Below are 23,437 nucleotides of genomic sequence, written 5' to 3' on the forward strand. Positions count from 1 at the left end.
GGCTCAGCTCTCACCGGTCGCCCAGCCCAGCATCTGTTCGAACAGCGTCTTGTAGCCTGGCCAGGCGATGAATTGCGGCGGCAGCCAATGCGGCCCGACATCGGATGTCCAGGCCACGGTGCGGCCCTTGCCGTAATGGCCGGTGACAAGCAGCGGCAGCGAACCATAGTCCGACGACACGCTGGCCAGAACTTCCGCATCGTCCTTCAGCGTCACCTCGTTAAAGCCGAGCAGGATCGGCCAGTCCGAGCCGAGGCCCCTGAGGATGGGATGGCTCGACCCTGGTTTCGGCACAGGCGCAAAACCTTCGGGAACCTCGACGCGGTCGTCGTAGGCCAGGCAATTCACCGGCAGCACGTCCTCGACAGGGGTCTTGCGGTAGCGTGCGCCGCCATTGATGCCCTGGAAGCTGTAGTAGCCGCCGAACATCAATAGACCGCCGCCGCCGCCGACGTAATCGCGCAGCAGGCGCAGGCGGTTCGGCGTCGGCTTGGAGAGGACCCAGGTGTCGGGATGCAGCAGCAGCGTGTTGGCGCCGATGTCGGAGAGCACGACCGCGTCATAGGCAGACAGCGCCTCCATGGTCTGAGGAAACCCGCGCTGCGCCTCATGTGCCGGCATGAAGGTGACATCGAAGTCGGTCGCCTTCAGTGCGCCCAGCAACTCGTCCGCGCCGGTGTGGTAGGTAACGGTCGGAAATTGGTCGAAACCCTTGATATGGGTCGCGGTCGACACCCAGGATTCGCCGGCAAGCAGGATCTTCTTCTTGGACATTTGAACTCCCGTGTAACTCCAGGCCGCTTAGAGCCGCGCGAATACGCTTTTCGGATTGGCGATCAGCATGCGGTCGATGGCCGCCTGCTCGACGCCGTGGCGTTTCAGGCGCGGTATGAAATGCTTCAAGATATAACCATAGCCGAAGCCGCCGAAGCGCGTGAGCATGATCTTGAGGAACACATCCTGCGACAACAGCAGGCGGTCGCCGAAGCCCGCCTCGACAAGGGCGGCGATGGCGCGTGCGTTCTCCTCGTCGGAGGGCGATTGCGCGTCCTGGTCGGCATAATAATAGTCCATGCCGATCATGTCGTATTCGAGGAACGCGCCGCGCTTGGCGAGGCTCTTCTGATAGTCCAGATCGTTGTGACTCGGGTTCATGTGGCAGAGCACGGTGTGGCGGAGATCGGCGCCTTCGGCCTCGACGATATCGAGCACTTCATGCGCCAGCCGCTCCCAGCCCGGCAGGTGGATCGACAGCGGCACGCCGGTGATGCGCGAGGCGCGCGCCGAAGCTCGCAGCGACTTGCGCTCCTCGGCGGTGAAATCCTTGCTGACGCCGACCTCGCCGATCAGCCCGGCCATGATCGGCGGCTGCGTCTCGCCGCCGCCGACATCGTTGACGATGAACTCGGTCACGGCGTCCACATCCATCGCTCTCAGCCATTCGGGATGGGTGTGTTCGAGATAGAAGCCGGTGCCCATGACGATCTTCAGGCCGGACATGCGGCTGATGCGGGCGAGCCTTTCGGGATCGCGGCCGATGCCGATATTGGTGGCATCGACGACGGTGTGGCCGCCCAGCGCGCGATAGCGCTGCAGCTCCGACAGCGCCAGGTCGGCGTCGTCGAGCGAAACGTTGTCGCGGTTGACGTAAGGGTTCATGCGCAACTCGCCGATGATCTCGATGTTCACCGGCTGCTCGGCGATCGCCATGTCATCGGGATGGCAGGGGCATTTCCAGCTGCGCGCGCCATCGAGCAAGATGTGCTCGTGCATCAGCGTGATGCCCATGTCGTCGACCGGAACCGGGCCGAGCACGGTCATCACATGGCCAGTGTCGACCCCGATCGCCAGCCGCTGGGCGGGCACTGCGTCATCGAACAGACCGCTCATCGGCTCAACGGCTCCGCACGGCGCCGCGGAACAGGCGGAAGTTCAGCCAGATGGCGATCAGGATGATCGTTCCGGTGACAATCGGCGTCAGGAAAGGCGACAGATGCGCCAGGATCAGGCCGTTGCCGATGACGGCCACGGTCAGCGCGCCGAGCACCGTGCCAATGATCGTTCCGCGGCCGCCGAACAGGCTGGTGCCGCCGAGCACGACGGCAGCGATGACTTCCAACTCGAAACCCTGTCCGGCATTCGAAGATCCCGATCCAAGCCGGGCAGCAATGATGATCCCGGCAAGGGCTGCCGCGGCGGCGGAAATCACATAGACGAAGAGGGTCGTCTGCCGCGTGTTGACGCCGGCACGCCGCACCGCCTCGGCGTTGGCGCCGATGCCGGTGACATAGCGGCCGAACGGCGTCTCGTTGAAGGCGAGATAGGCGATGGCCAGGATCGCCAGCGCGATCAGCGCCGGCACCGGCACGCCAAGGAACCAGGCGCGGCCCAGCACGGTGAAAGTGCTTCCGGGCTCGATGGGGATGGAATAGCCGCCGGTGATCAGCAGCGCCACGCCACGGATCACCGAAAGCCCGGCAAGCGTGACGATGAAGGACGGGATGCCCTCATAGGCGATGAAATAGCCTTGCACCGCGCCAAGCAAGGCACCGAGCGCCAACATGGCGAGGACAACGACTGGCCACGGCAGGCCAAACTGCAAAAGCGTCGCCGACAGCGTCGCCACCAGCGCCAGCACGGAGCCGACCGAAAGATCGATGCCGCCAGTGGTGATGACGAAAGTCATTGCCGCGGCGACGATCAGCAGCGGCGCCGACTGCCGCAGGATGTTCAACAGATTGGGCGACGTCAGAAAGGCGTCGGTCGCAACCGAGAAGATGATGCAGACGACCAGAAAGAACAGCGCGATCGAGACGACGCTGCCATTGGCGAGCAGCGCATCGCGCCAGGTGCCCCTGCGCACCCGTGAGGGCTGGGCGGCGTGGATCGCGTCGCTCATGCCGGCGCTCCACCGCGATAGCCATTGGTGGCGGAACGCGCACTGAACTTGCGGCCGACGATCAGATTGACCACGTCTTCGATATTGGTCTCGCCGATCAGCCGCTCGGCGACATTGCGCCCTTCATACATGACCTGGATGCGATCGCAGACGAGGAACAGATCCTGCAGCCGGTGGGTGATCAGGATGACGCTGACACCGCGCGCACTGACCGCGCGGATCAGTTCGAGCACGGCCTCGACTTCGGCCACGGCAAGCGCTGCCGTCGGCTCGTCCATGATCAGCACGGCCGGCTCGAACGAGGCGGCGCGGCCGATTGCGATCGACTGGCGCTGCCCGCCGGAGAGGTTTTCGACCTTGAGCCGCGTGTCGGCAATGACGATGCCGAGCCGATCGAGCATCTGGCGCGTCTCGTCATGCATGCGCTTCTTGTCGAGAAAGGAAATGCCTGCGATGCGGCGGCGCGGCTCACGGCCGAGAAACAGATTGCCGGCGACATCGACCGTGTCGCAGAGCGACAGGTCCTGGTAGACCATCTCGACGCGCGCCGCACGTGCGTCCCCCGGCGAGCTGAAGATCACCGGCTTGCCGTCGATCTCGATGGTGCCGGCGTCGGGAACCACAGCCCCCGACAGCACCTTGCTCAATGTCGACTTGCCCGCGCCATTGTCGCCGACCAGGCCCAGCACCTCGCCCGGCTTCAGCGTCAGCGACACATCATCGAGCGTCTGGATGGCGTTGTAGCGCTTTGAGATGCCGCTCATCCGCACCCGATAGGTCTGGCCACTGCTCATCTGGGATTCCACGCGATTGCAAGGGATCCGCAGCGCAGCCTCAGGCAGCGCCGCGGCTCGGTCGCCGACGCAGTTTACTTGAACATCGAGCGGTATTCGTCGACATTCTTCTTGGTCACGATCGTCACCGGGATATTGATGATCGGGTCGATTTTCTCGCCCTTCTTGAGCTTGCCCAGCGCTTCGACCGCGGCCTTGCCTTCGCCGGCCGGATCCTGCTGCACGACCGCGACCACCCAGCCGTCGTCGATGCCCTGAACGGCCTGCTTGGTCAGATCCCAGCCGAACACCTTGACGTCGCCGGTGCGGCCCTGGCTGGTCACAGCCGAAACTGCGCCGAGCAAGGCCGGCTCGCCGGTCGCATAGAGCGAGTTCATGTCGGGATTGGCGGTCATCAGGTTTTCCGAAGCGCTCAACGCGGTCTCCTGAACGTTCTGGCCGTCGACCGTGTCGAGGAAGGTGACGGCCTGGCCGCTTTCGGTCACCGCCTTCTTGAAGCCGTCGAGCCGCTGGTTCTGGATGAATGAATTGAGTGCGCCGACGATACCGATCTTGGCCTTGCCGCCCATCTCGGCCTTCACATAGTCGGCGTAGAATTTGCCGATGTCCTCGCCGGCCTTGGTGTTATCGACGCCGATGAACGAAATATTGTCGCCGTCGGGGATCTGCGCGTCGATGGCTATGACGGGAATGCCGGCCGCCTTGGCCGCGGTGATCGCAGGCTTGACCCCGTTGACGTCGATGGCGACCAGAATGATGCCGTCGACTTTCTGCGTGATGTAGTTCTCGATCGCGTCGTTCTGCGCGCTGGGCACATTGTTGGCGTTGAAAATGACCAGCTTGGCGCCGGCGGCGTCGGCTGCCTTTTGCGCGCCCTCGTTGATCTCGTTGAAGAACAGGGCCTGCTGGTTGATGTTGACGAGAGCGAACGTATCGGCAAGCGCCGATCCCATGGCTGCCGAGCCCATGGCAATGGCGGCGGCACAGCCGGCGAGAAGTTTGAACAGACGCATTTCGGTTCCCCTTGCTTGCGGACCAGACCTCGGCTGGTCCCGTTAGTGCTACAGGCACGAGGCAAGCATTCAAGAGACTTGAATATTTGTCAATCCAAATGAACGCAGAGCGTCGCTCAGAAAGTCGCCGGCGTGTTGACCCAGAAAATGCTAGCGCGTTCCTCGCCGATGTTGCGGTAATGATGCGGCAACTCCGATCTGAACACGAAGGCATCACCCGTGGCGAGAGCATGGCTCTTGCCGTCGACGATCAACTCGATCCGGCCGGCGAGCACATAGCCGACTTCCTCGCCGGCATGCTGGATCGGACCTTCGCTCGAGCCCTCTGCCTCGATGTGATGGATGTTGCATTGTAAGAGGTGGCCGGGCGAATACGGAATGATGCGTTCGAGCGAAATTCCTTCGCCACGCCGTAGCGCGTCGAGCGCAATCAAAGGCCTTGCGCCCGCCCGGAATACGATCGCCTCGTCGTCATCGACTTGCTCGAACATCCAGCCGATGTTTGTGTCGAGAACCTCGACCAGACGGTGAAGCATGGGCAGGGACGGCGAAGCCTTGCCGTTCTCGATCTTGGACAGCAGGCTTTCCGAGCAATTCGCAGCCGCGGCCAGCGTCTTCAGCGTCATGCCGCGTGTCTGGCGGGCGAGGCGCAGCCGAGTTCCAAGTCTTGCGGCATTTACGGTGGCGTCCGTTTCTGACTCTGGCCGCCGTCGATCGATTTTGTTCATCTGTTCGCCAACCATTCAACGGTCAAGGGCAACTATCGCGCGAGCAAAAGACCTCGGCTGACGATTTGCAAGTGCTGATGCGTCAAATTCGAGACTGCAGCCGCAGCTACCGCATCCGGCGAATGCCGCTCCCGCATGAACCGTGCTGATGATCCCGCGCCAGTTATCTCCTATCGCTTGGCTGTCCATCGTGGTCGAAATCGCCAGCCGTTACCGCGTTTGCGTCACGTGGCGAGTGGACTTGGAACGACAATGCGGCAAGGCGGGCCACGCAGCCAATCTACACAACCACGGCCCTGCCGACACGATAAAATCTGGACTGTCACCGAATTTGCGGAGCGCGCCCAGAAGTCACCCGCGGCAGCGCCCATGGAGTTACGCCCAGGGCGCGCAGGCTCTCGATAGCCGCGACGTATCCAATGAAATCCCTGGGGCAGTCGCGCACCGCTTGAGCTTCGACAATTTTGAAGAAAGTCCAACAGAATTAATGGACTAGCACCTGCGGATGTAAGTTGCGGAAGCACGCGCGGTTAATGCTTTAGAAGTATCGACACATCGACACGAGGTGCGAAGAAGCAACGCCAATACAGCTGGTTGGTTACAACATATTTATTTTCGCAGATATGGTATTGCCCGTCCGGGGATTCCTGTACACGGTCCCGTGGGATGGTGAAATTATGCGGCAAATAAGTGTACCCGCCGTCTACCCTGGACCGCACCGAAGACCGAGGTATGGCGCGGCAATCTGAACCGCCGCAGCACTTGAATTTGGTCTGTGGGTCAATCTTGTCTTCGTACCAATCATGGGCGCTGGCGGCTGTTGCGGCGGCGATACACATCGCCGTGAAGATGAGCCTTCGCATGGCATTCCTCAAGTATCTGGCAGGCGCTGCTCGTTGGGGTTTCCATGTATATTAGCGTTCCATTGAAAATACCATTGGCCTCCGACCGACTTAACGCAGCTCCAGCAAGCGACGCTCGCAACGGAAGACCGCATTGGGTCACGTCAGGACGACACTTGCGCCGACCAAAGGTCCGCTCTTGTCGCTCCGGGTTTGAAAAGCATCTGTCCGCTTTCCGGCCCGAAGCAGACCTTTGCCGAGCGGCGATCAGCGTGGCGCGGAAACCTTACTCCTCCTTCGCTTTTCGGGGGCAGACATCGGCCTGCGCGAGGTGGGGCGTTCGCTTGGGGCGCCTCCGGCGACGGCGAGTTTTGTTCCGTTCCGCCAAAGGGGGTTTGCTGGTGTGGATCTTGTTTTGGGGGTATTCTCTTGGTTGAAGAATGGGCCTAGTCGACTTCGATTGCGGTCGCTTTAGCTCGGCCGCTCCGCTCGGGAGGAGCCTCTGATTGCGATGGCGCGCTTTGCCCACCTTGCCCTTCTCGCCTTCGCATTGTTGCCTGGAATTGCGCTGGCTGGGAAGCCTTTCGTCCCGAGCTGGATCAAAAACGATCCGGTAGCGAAGACGGTGGCTATCGAGATGGTCGCCGATTGGAACCAAGTCGAGCGGTACCGCAGGGACAACATCCGGACCGACATTATCGACTTCAACGGCTACTGGGGCGGCAATCTCACGATCATCGTGCCAGAAGAATGGTCGGTCCAGATCGAGTTCATCAATGGCTCCTCGAATTTCAGGCACGGTCTGATGGTGACCAGGGTTTATGCTCGGTCAGAGATGCCAGTGAAGTTGGAGGCTGAGGATGCGATTTGGGGGGCGTACACCGCTCCGCTAGAGGGGATTAAAATTAATGAGAGGAGGCAACTCAACTTTGTTGCCCAGCAGGCGGGGAACTATTTCCTCGCCTGTCCGAGACAAACGCACCTGATGGACGGACACTGGATCGGTTTCGAGGTGAGAGGCAATCTTGAGCGGGCCGTGGCAATCGTCCATGAAGACAAGTTTCCGCAGGAGCAGCCACCAGGACGCCCATAGCGTTGCGCGAGCAACCAGCGCTATGGCTTCGTCGTGGAGATCATTGCAAATCCATGGCGGCTTACCTTGAAACTCGAAAGTCTGGCCGCGCCCGACCGGTTTAGAACTGCCCCTGGTTGCCAAGGCTCCACCGACGCTTCGACACTACGGCCCAAATTAGCCACGCGGAATAGTTCGAGCCGATGCGCCCGCCGGCTCGGTCGTGCCATTTCAAGACCCCGCGGTGCTTTTCCAGAGCGACTTTCGCCTATCGGAAGGAGTCGGGCGGATTCTCCCATAGCCGACAGTCCGCGTCCGGCCCCAATCAAGTCGTTTCGTAACCGGCAGCCGCTTGCGGGTAAGGTCCTGATAGGCGAAACTGATTGGAACCGGGAGGGTTTGCCACCTCGCCTCCGAGGTTGGCCGCCGACAGAGTGCTCCGAAATGGACCGCAAGCTCGCCGCCATCCTTGCTGCTGACGTTGTCGGATACTCTGCCATGATGGAGCGCGACGAGGCGGGTACGCATGAACGGGTGCGCGCCGATCATAAGGAACTTTTCGAGCCGACAGTAGCGCGTCATCATGGCACTATCTTCAAGCTGATGGGCGACGGCCTGCTGGCGGAGTTTTCTTCTGTCGTCGAGGCGATGGAATGCGCGGTTTCGTTGCAACGTGGGCTGGCCGAGCGAAACGCCTCTTTGCCGAAAGACCAGCGCGTCGAAGTGCGCATCGGCGTCAATCTTGGCGAGGTGATTGTCGAGGGTGACGATCGGTTTGGCGAGGGCGTAAATATCGCGGCGCGACTAGAACAACTTGCCGAGCCTGGCGGCATCTGGGTGTCTGCAAAGGTCGCGCGCGAGGTTGAGAAGAAGCTGGCTTTCGGCTTTCAGTCGATGGGCCTGCAGAGGGTCAAGAACATCGCGGAGCCGGTGGAGGCATACCGTGTCACGATCGGCGGCAAGGCCAAGCCCAGGCGGGCGAGCCGCAGCCGGTCGCGGCTGCCAGTCGTGGCGAGCTTCCTGGTGCTGGTCTTAGCAGTCACAGCGGTCCTGGCGTGGTGGCAGTTCTATGGAACAAAGCGTGATATGGGCCAGGGTGGTATCCCGACCGTCGCGGTTCTGCCGTTCAAGAACATGAGCGGCGACCCGAAGCTGGAATATTTCAGCGACGGCATGACAGACAATTTGATCTCGATGCTGGCAGGCGTCACCGAACTTAAGGTGCTCTCGCGTAGCTCTACCTTTGTCTACAAGGACAAGCCAACCGATGTCCGCCGGATCGGCCAAGAATTGAACGCGGCCTACGTGATCGAGGGCAGTATCTGGAAGGAGACGGACCGGGTGCGCATCACCGCACAGCTGATCGACGCGCGCACGGGCGAAAACCTCTGGGCGGAAAAGTTCGATCGCTCTGGAAGCAATCCCCTTGTGATTCAGGACGAGGCGATCGAACGCATCATTGGCACGCTTGGTGGCCAGCGCGGAAAAATGTACGACATCGAATACAAGAAGGTCTGGGAAAAGGACACACCGGATCTTGAAGAGTACGACTTCTTCCTTCGATCCAATTTCTTTTTTGGGCAGTTCACGCCCGAGAGCCTGGTGAAGGCGACGGACATAATTCTTGAGGGCCTGGCCAAATTTCCCGACTCGTCGCTGTTATCGTGCGGAATGGCTTGGGATCACGTCTTGGCGGCCAGCCTCGGCTTTGACGAAAAGCCTGACGAACATTGGCGCATGGCGTCCGAACTGGAAGCAAAGGTTCTTCCGCGGGCCAACCTCGGACCCGACGCAAGAAAAAGCTGCTTGTGGTCATCCGTCTACGTCAGCGCTCATGAGGGCAACTTCGATCTGTCTCTGCGTAGGGCCGATGAGGTGATTGCGCTTTCGCCCGGAGACGCGTTTCTCATCGGCGACCTTTCATCAGCAGCCCGCTTCAGCGGCCTGACAGACAAGGCCATTGAGCGAGCAGAATACGGGCTCAGGAACGATCCAAACTTCGCCGATTATTATCTCGTGATGAAGGCAAATGCCCTGACGGATATCGAAAAGTACGCCGAATCTGCTGCACTGATCACGAAGGCGTCAGACTTCCTGATCACCGTTCCGCTGCTACGTGCCATCAACGATGTCCATCTTGGAAAAACTGACGATGCACGCAGTGAAGTCCTCAAGGCGCTTGCCATGCAGCCGTGGCTTAAGGCCACGCGGTGGCGCGATATGACGTTCCATATCAATCCTGCAGTGATTGATCGACAGGTAGCCGACCTCGTCGCTGCGGGATTGCCAACGAAGTAGTTTCGGTTGGAGGCCGGAGTACAGGCGTGCAGTATCCTTCCCCGCATCGTTAGTTGCTTTCAGGATGCACCGATTTGAATGTCCAGCTTTGGACCCTCCGCTGTTGAAAAGCTGCCAGTCCGCATCCGGCCCCGAAACGGTCATTCTGGATGCCATTTTGCGTGAAGCGGTCCGCGCGGCGCGGGGTTGCGCAAGAAGCATGGTTCAGTCGAAGAAGCCCGCATCCTCTTCCCCGAGATACTTCCTGGCTGCTTCGGCGTCGATATCGAGGCCCAGCCCCGGCGCTTCCAGCAGGTCCACCATGCTGTCCTTCACGATCTGCGACGGCAGGCCGATTACGAGGTCCTCCCACCAGGGGTCGGAGGCGCTCGGGTATTCGAACGCGATGTAGTTGGCGGGCAGGGTGGCGCAGACATTGATCAGCGCGCCGAGGCCGAGAAGGCCGTTCGCGGTGCCGTGCGGTGCCATCAGGATCGAGTGCATATAGGCGTGCTCGGCGACCCATTTGAGCTCGGCAATGCCGCCAATATCGGCCGGATCGGGCCCGATGACGCGCACCGCCTGCGTTTCGATCAGCTCCTTGAAATTGTGCCGCAGGTAGATCTGCTCGCCGGTATGGATTGGCGTCGAGGTGGAGGTGGTCAGCTCCCGATAGGCCTGCGGATTGACCCACGGCACATAGTCGCCGGTCAGCATATCCTCGAGCCACATCAAATTGTACTTCTCGACCGCGCGAGCGAACTTGATCGCATCGGGCAGCATCCAGCCCGGGCCGCAGTCGAGCGCCAGGCTGACCTTGTCGCCCAGCACTTCCTTCATCGCGATCACGCAGTCGAGCATGTGGTTGAAACCGCGCTCGCTGATCACGCCCTGATCCATGGCACCGTGATAGCCAGCCTTTGTCTGCGTCACACCGTAATGGAAGCCCTCGATAGTGTCCTTCATGTTGGAGTGGAACGAGATTCCTTGCTTGATCATGAAGAAGTTCTGCGGCTGCTCCATCATCCATTTCACGTCAGCGGCGTAATCCTCCGGCCGGTCGCCCGTGCGTTTCTGGCGGATCGAGCCGTTATAGACGCGCACCTTGTCGCGCACCTTGCCGCCGAGCAGTTTGTAGGCCGGCACGCCTGCGGCCTTGCCGGCTATGTCCCACAGCGCATGCTCGATAGCGCTTACCGCCGCGCCATAGGGCTTGAAAGAGCCGCGTTGGCGGATCTTCAGCATCACCCGCTCGACGTCGGTAGGGTCCTCGCCGATCAGCGCCTCGCGGAAATGCAGCACCCAAGGCTTGAGATAGGTCTTGGTGAACTCGACTTGGCCAAGGCCATAGAGGCCCTCGTCGGTAACGATGCGGACGATGGGATGTTTGCCGATGACGGCGCAGCGGAGGTCGGTGATCTTCATCTTCGGTTCTTTTCGCCTCAGCTCCAGGTGCGGTCCCAGGAATACTCGTTGTCCCAGTGATCCGTGGGCTGCCAGATGCCGGTGACACCCGGCTGCAGATGCTGCGAGATCACCTCGTCGACGACGTCGTCGATCCCCAGGCCAGGTTTGTCCGGAACAGTGATAAAGCCGTCCTTCACGAGCGGCTTGGGAACGCCGGTGACGATATCGTCCCACCAGTCGACATCGGCAGAGTGGTATTCGAGCGCCATGAAGTTTTCGGTCGCGGTCGCGACATGTGCCGCGGCCATTGCGGCGATTGGACTTTCGGCCATATGGATGGCCATTGCGACGCCGTGGTCCTGCGCCATGTCGCCGATCTTCTTGGTCTCGAGGATGCCCCCGCTGGTGAGCAGGTCCGGGTGGATAATGGAGAGGCCGCCGCTTTTGAGCAGGGGCTCGAAGCCCTCCGTAAGGTAGATATCCTCGCCGGTGCAGATCGGCACCGTGGTGGCGGCCTGCAGTTGCCGGTACTGCTCGGTGTACTGCCATGGGATCACATCCTCGAGCCAGGCCGGCACGTATTTCTCAATCCGCCTGGCGAGGCGAATACCGTTCTGCAGCGAGATGTGGCCGACATGGTCAATGGCGAGCGGAATATCCATGCCGATAACATCGCGAACCTCGGCAATATACTGCTCAAGCAGGTCGAGGCCCTTGTCGGAAAAATGGAGGCCGGTAAACGGGTGGGCAATGTTGTGCAAATCGTACGCGGCGTTGCGGGCGCGTCGCTCTTCAAGGGTTTTGACCGGGCCGCGGCCGGGATGGACGCGGTACCCTTCAAGTGAACCGGCAGGGGAGACGACCGCACCGGGTACATCCGCGATCTGCATCAGCCCCAGATCCATCTTGAGGAAGGTGAAGCCGAGCTCCATGCGCTGCTTGAGGCGCTTGCCTGTCTCGGTGCCGCTCGGCACGGTAGCGTCGGTGTCGCAATAGACGCGCACCTTCTCCCGAAACCGGCCGCCGAGCATCTGGTAGATGGGCACGCCATAGGCCTTGCCGGCGAGATCCCACAACGCGATCTCGACCGCCGAGACGCCGCCGCCTTGCCGGCCGTGGCCACCGAACTGCTTGATCCGGCGAAACAGGCGGTCGATGTCGCAAGGGTTCTCGCCAAGCAGCCGGCTCTTCAGCATCAGCGCGTAGGTGGCACTGGCGCCGTCGCGCACCTCGCCAAGCCCGACGATGCCCTGGTTGGTGTAAATCTTGAGCAGGGTCGAGGTGAACGGCGCGCCGACGATTTCGGCTACCCGCATGTCGGTGATGCGAAGCTGGGATGGCTTGGAGTTCGCGTTCACCCGATTGAGCGCTTCGTCGGCGCCATCTGTCTTTGCCATGACTTATCCTCGTTTCGGCTTGTCGCCCCGCACCCTGGGCCGGCACAGAGTGTTGCTAGCCCAGCTCAATCTCGTGGGCCTGCAGGTAGTCGCGATCCATCTCAATGCCGAGACCAGGCTTCGACGTCAGCTTGAGGCTGCCGTTCGAAATGTCGAGTGGTCTGTCGATCAGGTGATCGTATTTGCCGAGGTTCCACTCCGATGTTTCGAGTTTGTAGAAGTTGGGAACGGTCATCATCACCTGCGCTCCCGCAACCACGTTGATCGGTCCCGCGGCGTCATGCGGCGAGACCGGGACGTAGTAGGCTTCGCACAGCGCAGAAATCTTCTTGAGTTCGGTAATGCCGCCGGTCCAGGTAACGTCGGGCATGATGTAGTCGGCGAGCTTGTTCTCGAGTACCGGCACGAAATCCCATTTCGTGTGGCCGCGCTCGCCCCACGAGATGGCGGTATTGACCTTCTCACGCACCTGCTTGAGGGCGTTAAGGCTCTCGGGCGGGCAGGGCTCCTCAAACCAGTCGATCTGGCCGGCCTCCTCGAGGCTCCGACAGAGGCGAATGGCGGTGGGAACGTCGAAGCGGCCATGCGCATCGATGAGAATGTCGACATCGGGTCCTGCCGTTTCGCGGATCAGAGCCGTGAGTTCGGCGGCTTCGCGCTCGTCCTTGCGGGTCATGCTGCCATCGAGGTAGCCGTCCCGCTGTTCGCGGGGCAGGCCATCGGCGCTGCGGCCCTGGTGGGGGTAAGGATCGAACTTGAGCGCAGTGTGTCCGGACTCGACAATGTCTAGAATTTCGCGGACCACAGCCTCTTTGCTGGTGAATTTGGCCTGGTTGGGATGGGTGTAGAGCGCGATTTCATCGCGTACTGGTCCGCCCAGCAGCTCGTAAATCGGCTTGCCGAGGACTTTGCCCCTGATGTCCCAGAGGGCTATGTCGATGGCGCTCACGCATTCGACCGCGGCGCCGCGGCTTCCCATGTAGGTGAAGCTGCGGAAGATCTTGTGCCAGAGATGCTCGATACGCGCCGGATCCTCGCCTGTCACGGCGACGCCGATCTGCCGCAGGATCGTGCAGAGAGCGCGGTTGGCGAGCCTTGTCGTGGTGGTGATCTCTCCCCAGCCACTCACTCCCTCGTCGGTCGTCACTTCGACGAACAGGAACTCTCCCCAGTAAGAAGCATCGGACTTGAACAGCCACGGCCGAATGCTCGTGATTTTCATCTCAACTACCTTTGCCTGAAAATGGTCAGCTAACGATGTTCTGGACTGGATATTCTATCCGGCCCGAGCGGCGTTGCGCGCTCGCATCTGTTCCAGAATATGCCTGCCCGAACCCTCGACATGGCGGGAAACGAGTTCGGCCGCCTTGTCGGCCTCTCCCGCCTTCACAAGCGCGATGAGTTCGCGGTGCTCGCGCATGATCGCGGCACGTCGCGCCAGCGTGAAATTGAAACGCCGGCTCACGGCTCGCAGCACTTCGCGATGCTTCCACCAAAGCTCGGCGGCGTGGCGGTTATAGTGCCGCTGGTACATCACCGTGTGGAAAGCGGTATCCAGCTCACTGTGCCTGAATGTGTCGGCGAAGTTGTTCTCTTCGATCAGGCCCTGGAGACGTTCGAGTTCGGCAATGTCCTCGCCGGTAGCCATATTCACAAACCATCGTGTCAGGGCTGGCTCGATCAGAACACCGATCTCGTAGATATCCCGGACAAAATCCTGATCAATGGGTCGGACGCGCGCCCCGCGGTTGGCGACAAAGGTGACAAAGCCTTCGCCGCGCAACAGCTGCAGGGCCTCGCGCACAGGATTGGTCGAAGTGCCGTGACGCCGGGCGAGATCGGTGACCACAAGCCGTTCGTTGGCGGCGAGCCGTCCTTCGATGATGTCTTCCCTGATCAATTCATAAAGCGAGGCGCCCTCGCTGGAGGCCCCGATGGGATCGGTCCCCACCGGTGGCATCGCTTTGAAGTCGCTTATTTCGGCCAAGGTCGGCTCCCCAATTTAATACATACCTTGCCCGATATCACACACGGCTTTCGCAAACAATGTACGATCTGGCGCGTTGACAGGCAATCCATGATCTGAAAACGTACCAAGCGATCGAGAGGATACACTGAGCTGAAAGAAGCATCCTCGCGATCGAAACGAGCAAGGACCGCTTTGCTTTGGCGCAGGGCGGCATGGGAGAACCAGGGAGGATACCTATGACGAGAATTGCGCTCGGCAGTGCCGTCCTGCGCGGCACTGTCGCCACTGCTTTGATGGCATCCCTGACGTCTACATCGGCGCTGGGTGCACCGCCGGTTGACCTGAGCAAGTGGTCGCCGGAATATGTACGCTCGATTGCGGGCACACAGGATTTTGACACGGCGGCCGATTGCGCCAAAGTCACCCCGCTCGACTACAAGGGGCGACTGACTTTCTGGTATCAGGGCGTGTTCGAGGGCGACCCCGACCTCCTGCGCCAGTACTACAAGGAATTCTTCGAGACCTTCCGCAAGACATATCCGAACATCCAGCTCGAGGAACAAGCCCTCACCTATAACGACCTTCTCGACAAGTTCCGCACCGCGCTCCTGGGCAATGCCGCGCCTATGGCGGTCCGCCTGCAAATCCTGGGTGGTACCGAATTCGCCTCAAAGGGCTATCTGCAGCCGCTCAAGCCAGAGGACGTGGGGTATTCGACCGAGGATTTCTGGCCCGGCGCCATGAAGGCAGTGACCTGGGAGGGCGTGACCTACGGCATTCCGACCAACAACGAGACGATGGCGTTCATCTGGAACGCCGACATCTTCAAGCGTGCGGGCCTCGATCCGGACAAGGCTCCGGCAACCTGGGAAGACGTCGTCAAATATTCCAAGCAGATCCACGACAAGCTCGGCATTGCCGGCTACGGTCTCGTGGCTCGCAAGAATGCCGGCAATACGCCGTACCGCTTCATGCCACAGCTATGGGCCTATGGCGGCGGCGTCTTCGACGAAGCCACGGCAAACCCGACCTATGAGCAGGTCCAGCTCGATAGTCCGCAGAGCAAGGCAGCGCTGCAAGCCTCCTACGACATGTATGTTCGCGACAAGTCGGTTCCGGTTTCGGCACTCACCAACCAGCAGGCCGATAACCAGCCCCTGTTCGTAGCCGGCCAACTCGGCATGATGATCTCGCACCCGTCCGATTACAACGTCATGCTCGACCTGCAGAAAAAGGCGACGGGCACCGACAAGGACAAGGCGCAGACTGTCATCGACAACATGCGCTACGGCCTGATCCCGACTGGTCCCGACGGCAAGCGCGCCGTCGTGTTCGGCGGCTCGAACATTCACATCCTGAAGCCCGAATATGTCGAGGGCGGCAAGGTAGACGAGCCGGCTGCGAAAGCTATCATCTGCATGTGGACGAGCCCTGAATGGTCGCTGAAGATGGCCTACGCCGGATCAAACCCGGGCAACCTCAACGGCTTCAAGACCAAGTGGATGAAGGAACGTCTGGACAACATCAAGTTCCTCGACGTCACCACCTCGATGCTGCCATACGGCATCCCGTTCCCAGCGCTGCCGCAGGCCCCCGAGATCATGAACATCATCATCCCGGACATGCTGCAGAATGCCCTGACCGGAGCGATGACCGTCGACGAGGCAGCGGACGACGCGGCCAAGAAGGTAAAAGACGTGATGGGCGGACTCTAGTCCAGGCCTGACCTACGACCTGACCGGCTGCGCCGCTGGCGCAGCCGCCTCGTTCCGAAGAATAAGGGCACGCCACAAGTGACGATCGTGACCGGCAAGGCCGAGGCTCGCCGAAAATTGCAACCTGGCAGGTCCGGCGCGCTGCGGAAGATCTGGGCGCATCGCGCGGACTACGCGTACGTGCTCCCAGCGATCGCCGTGATGCTCATCGTCATCGCCTATCCGATCTACTACACGATCGAGCTGTCGTTCTTTAAGACACCGCCTGGTCTGCAGCTCCGTGACAAGAGCTTCATCGGCTTTGACAACTACACGACCATCCTCACCAGTCAGGTGTTCTGGAAAGTCACCTGGAACACACTGATCTGGACACTGGGGTCAACTTTCATCTCCTTTGTCCTGGGGTTTGCCACAGCGCTGGCGCTCCACCGCGACTTCATCGGCCGTGGTGTCTTGCGCGCTATCCTGATCATCCCTTGGGTCATCAGCGCAGTCGCCGCCTCCTATATCTGGAAGTGGATCTACCATTCGGACTTCGGGATCATCGGCGCGGTGCTGGTGGGCCTCGGAATGGCCGACCAGCCGCCGAATTTCATCGACAATGTCAGCACGGTGCTGCCCTCCCTGATCGTCGTCAATATCTGGCGCGAGTTTCCGTTTGCCATGATCATGATGATGGCCGGCCTGCAGACAGTCCCCGACCAATTGCTGCGCGCCGCAAAAGTCGACGGTGCCAATGCATGGCAGCGCTTCTGGCACGTCACCTTCCCGCACTTGCGCAACGTTTCGGTGGTGACGATGCTGCTGCTCGCGGTGGCCAACTTCAATTCCTTCATCATCCCCTGGATCATGACCGGCGGTGGGCCGTCGAACGCATCGCACATCTGGATAACCCACATTTATGAGCTCGCCTTCGGACGGCAGCGCTGGGGCGTGGCATCGGCCTATTCGGTGCTCCTGTTCCTCACACTGATGACGCTGGGCTACTTCTACGTCCGTGCGTTAAGCGGCAACGAGCGGAAAGAGGGGAGCGCATGAGCACGATTGCCGAGACAGCACCTCGAGCCCAGACCCGTCGCCGCATGCGCGTCGACGGATGGCGGTGGGCCGGGCGCATATTCCTCGTGTTCATGCTGCTTTATACTGCGTTGCCGATGATCTGGATGCTGATCACCTCGATCAAGTCCGGGTTCGCGGCGACGCAATTCCCGCCGCAATGGTGGCCGGACGAGCCTACCCTCGCCAGCTACCAGAAACTGCTCGATCCGCAGAACAGCGTCGGCCAGGACTTCCTCCGCTTCTTCTGGAACAGCCTTTTCGTGTCGACCGTCACGACAATCCTTTCGGTGATCGTGGCTGTCCCTGCGGCCTACGCGTTTTCGCGCTTCAGTTTCCCCGGCCGGAATTTCCTGTTCTTTGCCGTGCTGCTGCGCAATATGTTCCCGGCGGTGATCTTTCTCGTACCGCTCTTCATCCTGATGCGCGCCATCGGTCTGATAAACACGCATGGCTCGCTGATCCTCACCTATCTCACCTTCGGCCTGCCGCTGGCGATCTGGCTGCTCAAGGGCTTTTACGACAACATCCCGGTGCAGCTTGAGCAGGCGGCGCGCATCGATGGCGCAACACGGTTCCAGGCCTTCATCATGATCGTGATGCCGCTCTCGACGCCGGGGATCATCGCCACCGCAATCTATTCCTTCATCGGCGCCTGGAACGAATACATCTACGCCTACACCTTCCTCTCCAAGAACGAGCAGCTGACCCTGCCGGTTGGCATCCAGCGCTTCTTCTCGGAAAATACGACGGACTTTCCGGGCCTGATGGCGGCCAGCTTCATGATGAGCGTGCCCGTCGTGGTGCTGTTCCTGGTCCTGCAACGATACTTTGTACGCGCCCTTACAGAAGGCGCGGTCAAGCACTAGGGAGTTGCCGATGGCCCACGTGGTCCTCCAAGATCTCGTCAAGAGCTATGGCAGCTTCAAAGCTGTCAACCACGTCTCGCTGACGGTCAATGACGGCGAGTTCGTTGCGCTCGTCGGCCCTTCAGGCTGCGGCAAGACAACCACGCTCAATCTCGTCGCCGGGCTGACCCCGATCACATCGGGCGACATCATCATCGGGGAGCGGGTGGTCAACGACCTCGACCCCAAGGACCGGGACATCGCAATGGTGTTCCAGAACTACGCGCTCTACCCGCAGAAATCGGTCTACAAGAATCTGGCGTTCCCGCTTCAGATGCGCAAACTCCCCAGGGACGAGATCGACAAGAAGGTCAAGGAAGCGGCGCGAGTGCTCGACATGACGCACCTGCTCGAGCGCAAGCCGCGCGAACTTTCGGGCGGGCAGCAGCAGCGTGTGGCCCTTGGCCGTGCCCTCGTTCGCGACCCGGCCGTGTTCCTCATGGACGAGCCACTGTCTAACCTCGATGCCAAACTGCGCGTGCAGATGCGGTCGGAGATCAAGCGCTTCCACCAGGACCTCAAGGCGACGATCATCTATGTGACGCACGACCAGCTCGAAGCCGTGACCATGGCTGACAAGATGGCGGTGATGAATGGCGGCTACCTGCAGCAATACGATTCACCGGCGCAGGTCTTTGCCCATCCGGTGAACATGTTCGTCGCCAGCTTCATCGGCAGCCCGGCGATGAGCCTTATTCCGCTGGAGGCCTCGACGGCAAACGGCAACACGGTGTTGACCGGCGCGGAGGGCTGGCGCCTTGAGCTCTCGCCGCGCAATGCCCAGAAGGTGGCGAAAGCAACGACCAGGAAAGTCGTGCTCGGCGCACGTCACTCGACGATCAAGCTCCACAAGAGTGCGGTGCCAGGCAGCGTCCCGGCCAAGGCCTATACGGTGGAGCCGACCGGAGACGTCACCTTCGTGCAGGCGTTCCTGTCCGGCGCCATCGTCAACGTCAGCGTGCCGCCAAACATTGCCGTCGCGCCCGACGAGCAGATCTGGCTCGAGTTCGACCAGGAGCGGATGCATCTGTTCGACGGCGAAACTGAAATGGCCCTCAAGGCCAACTGAGATAGGGCGAATGCGCATGAAACGTGGGCGCGGATGACTGAGAAGCTTAAGATCACCGCGATCAAGCCCTATCCGGTGTGGGTAGGAACGCGCAACCAGATGCTCGTCAAGGTCGAGACCGACCAGGGCATCTTCGGCTGGGGCGAGAGCGGCTTGAGCGGTCGCGAGAGGGCCGTGGCCGGCGCGGTCGAGCACTATCGCGAGTTTCTCATCGGCCGCGACCCGATGCAGATCGGGCGGATCTGGCAGGAGGTTTACCGCAGCCAGTACTTCGAAGGCGGGCGAGTCCTTCAGGCGGCAATTTCCGCCATCGACATCGCCCTTCACGACATCAAGGGCAAGGCACTGGGGGTGCCGGTCTATGAGCTGCTAGGCGGCAAGCAGCGCGACCGCGTCCCCACCTTTGCCTCGACCGGCGACGAGGCCGAGGGCGATGTTGCCATCGAACGGGCCCGCGAACTACGCGCACAGGGGTGGCAGGCGATCCGCTTCTTCCCCTTCGGGCAAAACAGCAAGGACATCTTCGAGCCGCGCGAGTCCATCGGCGCTACCGCGGGTATGCTGAACAAGGCGCGCGAGGCGCTGGGCGGCGACGTGGTCCTCGGCCTCGACTATCATCATCGGCTGTCGGTGGCAGAGGCGGCGAGCTTCTGCAACAAGCTCGGCCGCGGCGTGCTTGATTTCCTCGAGGAGCCGATACGGGCCGAAACGCCGGAGGCCTACGAAGCGCTGCGCACGATGACCGAAATCCCCTTTGCCATAGGCGAGGAATTTGCCAGCAAATGGCAGTTCCTGCCCTACATCGAGCGCGGCATCCATCAGTTCAACCGGATCGATGTTTGCAATGTCGGCGGGCTCACCGAGGCGATGAAGGTCGCTGGCTGGAGCGAGGCGCATTATGTGGACCTGATGCCGCACAATCCCCTTGGTCCCGTGTGCACGGCCGCGACCGTGCATCTCGCCGCTGCGGTACCCAACTTTGCGTGGCTCGAGACCAGGGCGCCCGAAATAAAGCTGGGCTTCGACAATTCCGACTTCTTCCCCGTGCAACCACGGCTCGACGGGACCGATTACCCGGTCGGCGATCTGCCGGGGCTCGGCGTCGAGGTCAACGAAGTGGCGGTCCAGGCGCAGAGTTTGCGTTTCTGGGAAGCGCCTCACCTTACGCGCCGCGACGGTTCTGTTACGAACTGGTAGTTCCATTCAATCGGAGTCCACAATGACGCATACGTCCGACATTACGCGGCCGCCTAAAGACCTGATCGACGCGCTAAGGGAGATCGGCGCCGCGACGGTTGCCGGCACGCTTGGCCACATGGGCTTCCGCAATCCGCACATGGTTGGTCCGGTGGCGCAAAACCACGGGAAGTCGATCGTGGGGCCGGCGCTGACGCTGCAGTTCCTGCCGCAGCGGCCGGACCTCTTCACCGAAGGAGAATATGCCGATCCGGAGACGCAACTGCACCGGCACGTGCTCTATCACGCGCAGGAGGGCGATGTGGTCGTGGTCGACGCGCGCGGCGACATGAGCTCGGGCGTCTTCGGCGATATGATGTCGACGTATTTCAAGGGCAGGGGCGGGGCGGGTATCGTCATCGATGGGTGCATGCGCGACCGGCCCAATGTCGAAAAGCTCGATCTGCCCCTATGGCTGCGCGGCTGGACGCCAAATTATCACGTGCAGACCAGCATCTATCCCAATGCCGTCAACGTTCCGATTGCCTGCGGCGGTGTCACGGTGATCCCCGGCGACATCATCGTCGCCGACGACGACGGCGTGGTGGTGCTTCCCGTCGTGATGGCCCCGAAGGTGATCGAAGAATCACAGAAGCATCATGATTGGGAGGAATTCTCACGAGGGAAGCTCATGGAGGGCGGCCCGTTGCAACGCTACTATCCGCTGCATGACGATGCCCGCGGGGAGTACGAGGAGTGGCGCAAAACAAACCGCCTGGAGAACCCGAGTTAGTCAGCAGGCCTTGGCGATCAGTTTTGCCAGGCAATCGGCAGCCTCGGTCCCCGGCACGCCGAGATCTCTGACGCTATCCATGTGGTTGCGGTTCGGGAGCACATGCGACCTTACCAACGATCCCTGCCGCAGCAAGCTTGCTTTGAACCGATCGGCTTGCTGATGGAAGGGTGGCGTCTCATTGGCTCCGACCAGAACCGTCGCCTTGGTTTGAGGATCATGCCGACAGGCGAGCGGCGTGAACATGGCGACTTCCTCGTCGGTTATTCCAATCTCGTTGGCGAGAAAGGAATCCTGGAGCGGTTTCAAATCGTAGAGCCCGCTCAGCAGAAGGGCTGCCCTCACATTCGAGGAGGTATGCGCGCCGTCGAACAGGAACGTTGCAAGATGTGCTCCTGCCGAATGACCACTGACAGTCAGGGCCGCCGGGTTTCCGCCATGAGCGGCGATGTTGGCCAGGATCCACTGCTTGGCGCGGCGCACCTGGTCGACGATCGTCGCCATTCTGACCTTGGGCATCAGAGCATAATCGAGGATGACGGCAATGGCCCCGGCCTGGGTTATCGTCGTCGCCATGTATGAATAGTCGCGCTTGGAGAACATTCTCCAGTAGCCGCCATGGACAAAGATGTGCACCGGAAGCGCCGTTCTTTTGCACGCGGGAAAGAACAGGTCCATCGTCTCGGTCGGATCTGGTCCGTAGGCCACGTCTGCGGCCATCGCAATGGCGGCGCGGGCGGCCTCGCTGCGGTCAACAATGTCCTGCACGATTTGGTCAAAGTCAGCAACGTGGTCGCGGATGCGAAAGGGATCGCCTTGCATTCTTCTTCTGCTCACATGCTGACGGCGAGGTATTTCGCCTCCATGAACTCGGCAATGCCGTGATGCTGCCCTCCCTCGCGGCCAAGCCCACTCTGCTTGACGCCGCCGAAGGGAGCTGCAGGATCGGACATCAGCCCGCGATTGAGAGCGATCATCCCGGCCTCGATCCGGGAGGCCACCCGCATGCCGCGCGCCAGATCGCGCGTGTATATGTAGGCAGCAAGCCCATATTCGGTGTCATTGGCGCGCTCGATGACCTCGGCCTCGGCTTCGAAGCTCGAGATTGGCGCCACCGGCCCGAATATCTCCTCATGCGCCATCTTTGCGTCGCCCGGCACGTCGCGAAGCACCGTCGGAGGATAGAAGAAACCGCGTCCGGACAGCACTGAGCCACCGCACAAGACCCGCGCGCCTCGTGCGACCGCGTCGACGACAAGGCGGTCTATCTTCTCGACCGCCTTCTTCGTGATCATGGGCCCGCATTCCGTGTCCGGGTCGGTGCCGGCGCCGACCTTGAGCGACGACATCCGCTTCTCGAGGCCCTCGGAGAAGGCTTCGTAGATGCCAGATTGCACGTAGAGGCGGTTTGCAGCCGTGCAGGCCTCGCCGGCGTTGCGCATCTTGGCCACCATTGCGCCATCGAGCGCTGCTTCGAGATCGGCGTCGTCGAACACAATGAACGGTGCGTTGCCGCCGAGTTCCATGGAACACGAGACCACATGCCTGGCAGCCTCTGCCAGCAGAGCGCGACCCACACCCGTCGAACCGGTGAAGGAGAGTTTGCGCACCCGCGGATCGGCCAGCATGGCGGCTGTCAAAGGCCCGGGACTGGAGGTTGTCAGGACGTTGACCACCCCCGGCGGAACGCCTGCGTCCTGGTAGAGCGCGGCTAGCGCGTAGGCGGTAAGCGGGGTCTCACTGGCCGGCTTCAGGATCACCGTGCATCCAGCGGCAAGTGCCGGCGCGATCTTGCGCGTCGCCATCGCGGCAGGAAAATTCCAGGGCGTGATCAGGACGCAGATGCCGATTGGTTCGTAGTCGACCACAATGCGATTGGTGCCGGAAGGCGCAGTACCGAATTCACCGGTAATGCGAACGGCCTCCTCGGCATTCCAGCGGAAAAATTCCGCGGCGTAAGCGATCTCGCCTCGGGCATCCCGCAGGGCCTTGCCGTTTTCCAATGCGATGAGAGTAGCCAGTGCCTCCGATCGTTCCGTCATCAACTCAAAGCAGCGTCTGAGGATCTCGGAACGCTTTCGCGGCGACGTTGTCCGCCAGCCATGGGCCGCCTTGGCAGCGGCGTCAACGGCGGCGGCCGCGTCCTCCAAGGTCGCATCGGGTACGGCAGCGATGACGGCTTCCGTCGAAGGATCGATGACCGGAATTACCCTGCCATCCGCGGACTGCCGCCATTGGCCGTCAATATACAGCCCGTGCGAAATCGTGTGGAAGTCGCTGACGCCCTGATCATCCGACAGAACCTGTGAAAACGTGTTCATC

General features: G+C 61.1%; 20 protein-coding genes. 8 read left to right on the forward strand and 12 right to left on the reverse strand.

Annotation, left to right across the window (positions count from 1 at the left end; genetic code table 11):
* Positions 1–3: 3 nt before the first annotated feature.
* The 6 genes from NKI95_RS19150 to NKI95_RS19175 all read right to left on the reverse strand — a co-directional run bounded on the left by NKI95_RS19150 (position 4) and on the right by NKI95_RS19175 (position 5,434).
* The gene (locus NKI95_RS19150; protein WP_352718858.1) at positions 4–774 is read right to left on the reverse strand and encodes a glutamine amidotransferase; all 771 of its coding nucleotides are present in this window, start codon (positions 772–774) and stop codon (positions 4–6) included.
* Between the two features lie 27 nt (positions 775–801).
* Positions 802–1,890: a phosphotriesterase family protein gene (locus tag NKI95_RS19155; RefSeq protein WP_352718859.1), complete on the reverse strand. Its 1,089-nt coding sequence runs from the start codon at positions 1,888–1,890 to the stop codon at positions 802–804.
* A gap of 4 nt (positions 1,891–1,894) precedes the next feature.
* Complete coding sequence (locus NKI95_RS19160; RefSeq protein WP_352718860.1) at positions 1,895–2,899, reverse strand: ABC transporter permease; 1,005 nt, start codon at positions 2,897–2,899, stop codon at positions 1,895–1,897.
* Positions 2,896–3,693: an ATP-binding cassette domain-containing protein gene (locus tag NKI95_RS19165; RefSeq protein ID WP_352718861.1), complete on the reverse strand. Its 798-nt coding sequence runs from the start codon at positions 3,691–3,693 to the stop codon at positions 2,896–2,898. Before NKI95_RS19165 ends, NKI95_RS19160 begins: the two co-directional genes overlap by 4 nt.
* A gap of 74 nt (positions 3,694–3,767) precedes the next feature.
* Complete coding sequence (locus NKI95_RS19170; RefSeq protein WP_352718862.1) at positions 3,768–4,706, reverse strand: ABC transporter substrate-binding protein; 939 nt, start codon at positions 4,704–4,706, stop codon at positions 3,768–3,770.
* A gap of 116 nt (positions 4,707–4,822) precedes the next feature.
* A complete protein-coding gene (locus NKI95_RS19175) occupies positions 4,823–5,434 on the reverse strand; it encodes a cupin domain-containing protein (RefSeq protein WP_023679230.1) in 612 nt (203 codons plus the stop codon).
* 1,353 nt (positions 5,435–6,787) lie between these two features.
* Here NKI95_RS19175 and NKI95_RS19180 point away from each other — a divergent pair.
* Together NKI95_RS19180 and NKI95_RS19185 are read left to right on the forward strand one after the other, a co-directional pair.
* A complete protein-coding gene (locus NKI95_RS19180; RefSeq protein ID WP_352718863.1) occupies positions 6,788–7,369 on the forward strand; it encodes a sulfocyanin-like copper-binding protein in 582 nt (193 codons plus the stop codon).
* A 423-nt stretch (positions 7,370–7,792) separates the two neighbouring features.
* Complete coding sequence (locus tag NKI95_RS19185) at positions 7,793–9,646, forward strand: adenylate/guanylate cyclase domain-containing protein (protein WP_352718864.1); 1,854 nt, start codon at positions 7,793–7,795, stop codon at positions 9,644–9,646.
* A 204-nt stretch (positions 9,647–9,850) separates the two neighbouring features.
* Here the strand turns inward: NKI95_RS19185 and NKI95_RS19190 are convergent, their stop codons facing one another.
* Genes NKI95_RS19190 through NKI95_RS19205 form a run of 4 tightly spaced genes read right to left on the reverse strand, consistent with a single transcriptional unit; the run spans position 9,851 to position 14,416 of the window.
* Positions 9,851–11,050, reverse strand: a complete 1,200-nt coding sequence (locus NKI95_RS19190) for a mandelate racemase/muconate lactonizing enzyme family protein (protein ID WP_352718865.1) — start codon at positions 11,048–11,050, stop codon at positions 9,851–9,853.
* Between the two features lie 17 nt (positions 11,051–11,067).
* Positions 11,068–12,429, reverse strand: coding sequence for a mandelate racemase/muconate lactonizing enzyme family protein (locus NKI95_RS19195; protein WP_352718866.1), 1,362 nt, complete (start codon positions 12,427–12,429; stop codon positions 11,068–11,070).
* 55 nt (positions 12,430–12,484) lie between these two features.
* Entirely contained in the window at positions 12,485–13,651 is a 1,167-nt protein-coding gene (locus tag NKI95_RS19200; RefSeq protein WP_352718867.1) for a mandelate racemase/muconate lactonizing enzyme family protein, read from the reverse strand.
* A gap of 54 nt (positions 13,652–13,705) precedes the next feature.
* Positions 13,706–14,416, reverse strand: a complete 711-nt coding sequence (locus NKI95_RS19205) for a GntR family transcriptional regulator (protein WP_023679253.1) — start codon at positions 14,414–14,416, stop codon at positions 13,706–13,708.
* A gap of 218 nt (positions 14,417–14,634) precedes the next feature.
* On the opposite strand from NKI95_RS19205, the gene NKI95_RS19210 reads away from it, so the two are divergent.
* From NKI95_RS19210 to NKI95_RS19235, 6 genes are all read left to right on the forward strand, one after another.
* On the forward strand, positions 14,635–16,113 hold the full coding sequence (locus NKI95_RS19210; RefSeq protein ID WP_352718868.1) for an ABC transporter substrate-binding protein: 1,479 nt from the start codon (positions 14,635–14,637) through the stop codon (positions 16,111–16,113).
* 78 nt (positions 16,114–16,191) lie between these two features.
* Positions 16,192–17,151: a carbohydrate ABC transporter permease gene (locus NKI95_RS19215; RefSeq protein ID WP_352718869.1), complete on the forward strand. Its 960-nt coding sequence runs from the start codon at positions 16,192–16,194 to the stop codon at positions 17,149–17,151.
* Positions 17,148–18,038 (forward strand): carbohydrate ABC transporter permease, encoded by an 891-nt coding sequence (locus NKI95_RS19220; RefSeq protein ID WP_023679256.1) that lies wholly within the window; start codon positions 17,148–17,150, stop codon positions 18,036–18,038. Before NKI95_RS19215 ends, NKI95_RS19220 begins: the two co-directional genes overlap by 4 nt.
* Before the next feature lie 10 nt (positions 18,039–18,048).
* Positions 18,049–19,146, forward strand: coding sequence for an ABC transporter ATP-binding protein (locus NKI95_RS19225; protein ID WP_352595570.1), 1,098 nt, complete (start codon positions 18,049–18,051; stop codon positions 19,144–19,146).
* Between the two features lie 33 nt (positions 19,147–19,179).
* Positions 19,180–20,343 carry a mandelate racemase/muconate lactonizing enzyme family protein gene (locus tag NKI95_RS19230; RefSeq protein ID WP_352718870.1) on the forward strand — a complete coding sequence of 388 codons (1,164 nt, stop codon included), beginning with the start codon at positions 19,180–19,182 and terminating at the stop codon, positions 20,341–20,343.
* Positions 20,344–20,365: 22 nt separating this feature from the next.
* The gene (locus NKI95_RS19235; RefSeq protein WP_352718871.1) at positions 20,366–21,115 is read left to right on the forward strand and encodes a ribonuclease activity regulator RraA; all 750 of its coding nucleotides are present in this window, start codon (positions 20,366–20,368) and stop codon (positions 21,113–21,115) included.
* On the opposite strand, the gene NKI95_RS19240 is transcribed toward NKI95_RS19235, so the two are convergent.
* Entirely contained in the window at positions 21,116–21,937 is an 822-nt protein-coding gene (locus NKI95_RS19240) for an alpha/beta hydrolase (RefSeq protein ID WP_352718872.1), read from the reverse strand.
* Between the two features lie 11 nt (positions 21,938–21,948).
* Complete coding sequence (locus NKI95_RS19245) at positions 21,949–23,436, reverse strand: NAD-dependent succinate-semialdehyde dehydrogenase (protein ID WP_352718873.1); 1,488 nt, start codon at positions 23,434–23,436, stop codon at positions 21,949–21,951.
* Position 23,437: the final 1 nt, after the last annotated feature.

The organism is Mesorhizobium sp. M0306 (genome assembly GCF_040321655.1).
Lineage (GTDB): Bacteria > Pseudomonadota > Alphaproteobacteria > Rhizobiales > Rhizobiaceae > Mesorhizobium.

What these genes read in the sequence shown, in the direction of transcription:
- NKI95_RS19150 (WP_352718858.1), bottom strand. Translation starts at nt 774, where the DNA reads ATGTCCAAGAAGAAGATCCTGCTTGCCGGCGAATCCTGGGTGTCGACC.
- NKI95_RS19155 (WP_352718859.1), bottom strand. Translation starts at nt 1,890, where the DNA reads ATGAGCGGTCTGTTCGATGACGCAGTGCCCGCCCAGCGGCTGGCGATC.
- NKI95_RS19160 (WP_352718860.1), bottom strand. Translation starts at nt 2,899, where the DNA reads ATGAGCGACGCGATCCACGCCGCCCAGCCCTCACGGGTGCGCAGGGGC.
- NKI95_RS19165 (WP_352718861.1), bottom strand. Translation starts at nt 3,693, where the DNA reads ATGAGCAGTGGCCAGACCTATCGGGTGCGGATGAGCGGCATCTCAAAG.
- NKI95_RS19170 (WP_352718862.1), bottom strand. Translation starts at nt 4,706, where the DNA reads ATGCGTCTGTTCAAACTTCTCGCCGGCTGTGCCGCCGCCATTGCCATG.
- NKI95_RS19175 (WP_023679230.1), bottom strand. Translation starts at nt 5,434, where the DNA reads ATGAACAAAATCGATCGACGGCGGCCAGAGTCAGAAACGGACGCCACC.
- NKI95_RS19180 (WP_352718863.1), top strand. Translation starts at nt 6,788, where the DNA reads ATGGCGCGCTTTGCCCACCTTGCCCTTCTCGCCTTCGCATTGTTGCCT.
- NKI95_RS19185 (WP_352718864.1), top strand. Translation starts at nt 7,793, where the DNA reads ATGGACCGCAAGCTCGCCGCCATCCTTGCTGCTGACGTTGTCGGATAC.
- NKI95_RS19190 (WP_352718865.1), bottom strand. Translation starts at nt 11,050, where the DNA reads ATGAAGATCACCGACCTCCGCTGCGCCGTCATCGGCAAACATCCCATC.
- NKI95_RS19195 (WP_352718866.1), bottom strand. Translation starts at nt 12,429, where the DNA reads ATGGCAAAGACAGATGGCGCCGACGAAGCGCTCAATCGGGTGAACGCG.
- NKI95_RS19200 (WP_352718867.1), bottom strand. Translation starts at nt 13,651, where the DNA reads ATGAAAATCACGAGCATTCGGCCGTGGCTGTTCAAGTCCGATGCTTCT.
- NKI95_RS19210 (WP_352718868.1), top strand. Translation starts at nt 14,635, where the DNA reads ATGACGAGAATTGCGCTCGGCAGTGCCGTCCTGCGCGGCACTGTCGCC.
- NKI95_RS19220 (WP_023679256.1), top strand. Translation starts at nt 17,148, where the DNA reads ATGAGCACGATTGCCGAGACAGCACCTCGAGCCCAGACCCGTCGCCGC.
- NKI95_RS19225 (WP_352595570.1), top strand. Translation starts at nt 18,049, where the DNA reads ATGGCCCACGTGGTCCTCCAAGATCTCGTCAAGAGCTATGGCAGCTTC.
- NKI95_RS19230 (WP_352718870.1), top strand. Translation starts at nt 19,180, where the DNA reads ATGACTGAGAAGCTTAAGATCACCGCGATCAAGCCCTATCCGGTGTGG.
- NKI95_RS19235 (WP_352718871.1), top strand. Translation starts at nt 20,366, where the DNA reads ATGACGCATACGTCCGACATTACGCGGCCGCCTAAAGACCTGATCGAC.
- NKI95_RS19240 (WP_352718872.1), bottom strand. Translation starts at nt 21,937, where the DNA reads ATGCAAGGCGATCCCTTTCGCATCCGCGACCACGTTGCTGACTTTGAC.
- NKI95_RS19245 (WP_352718873.1), bottom strand. Translation starts at nt 23,436, where the DNA reads ATGAACACGTTTTCACAGGTTCTGTCGGATGATCAGGGCGTCAGCGAC.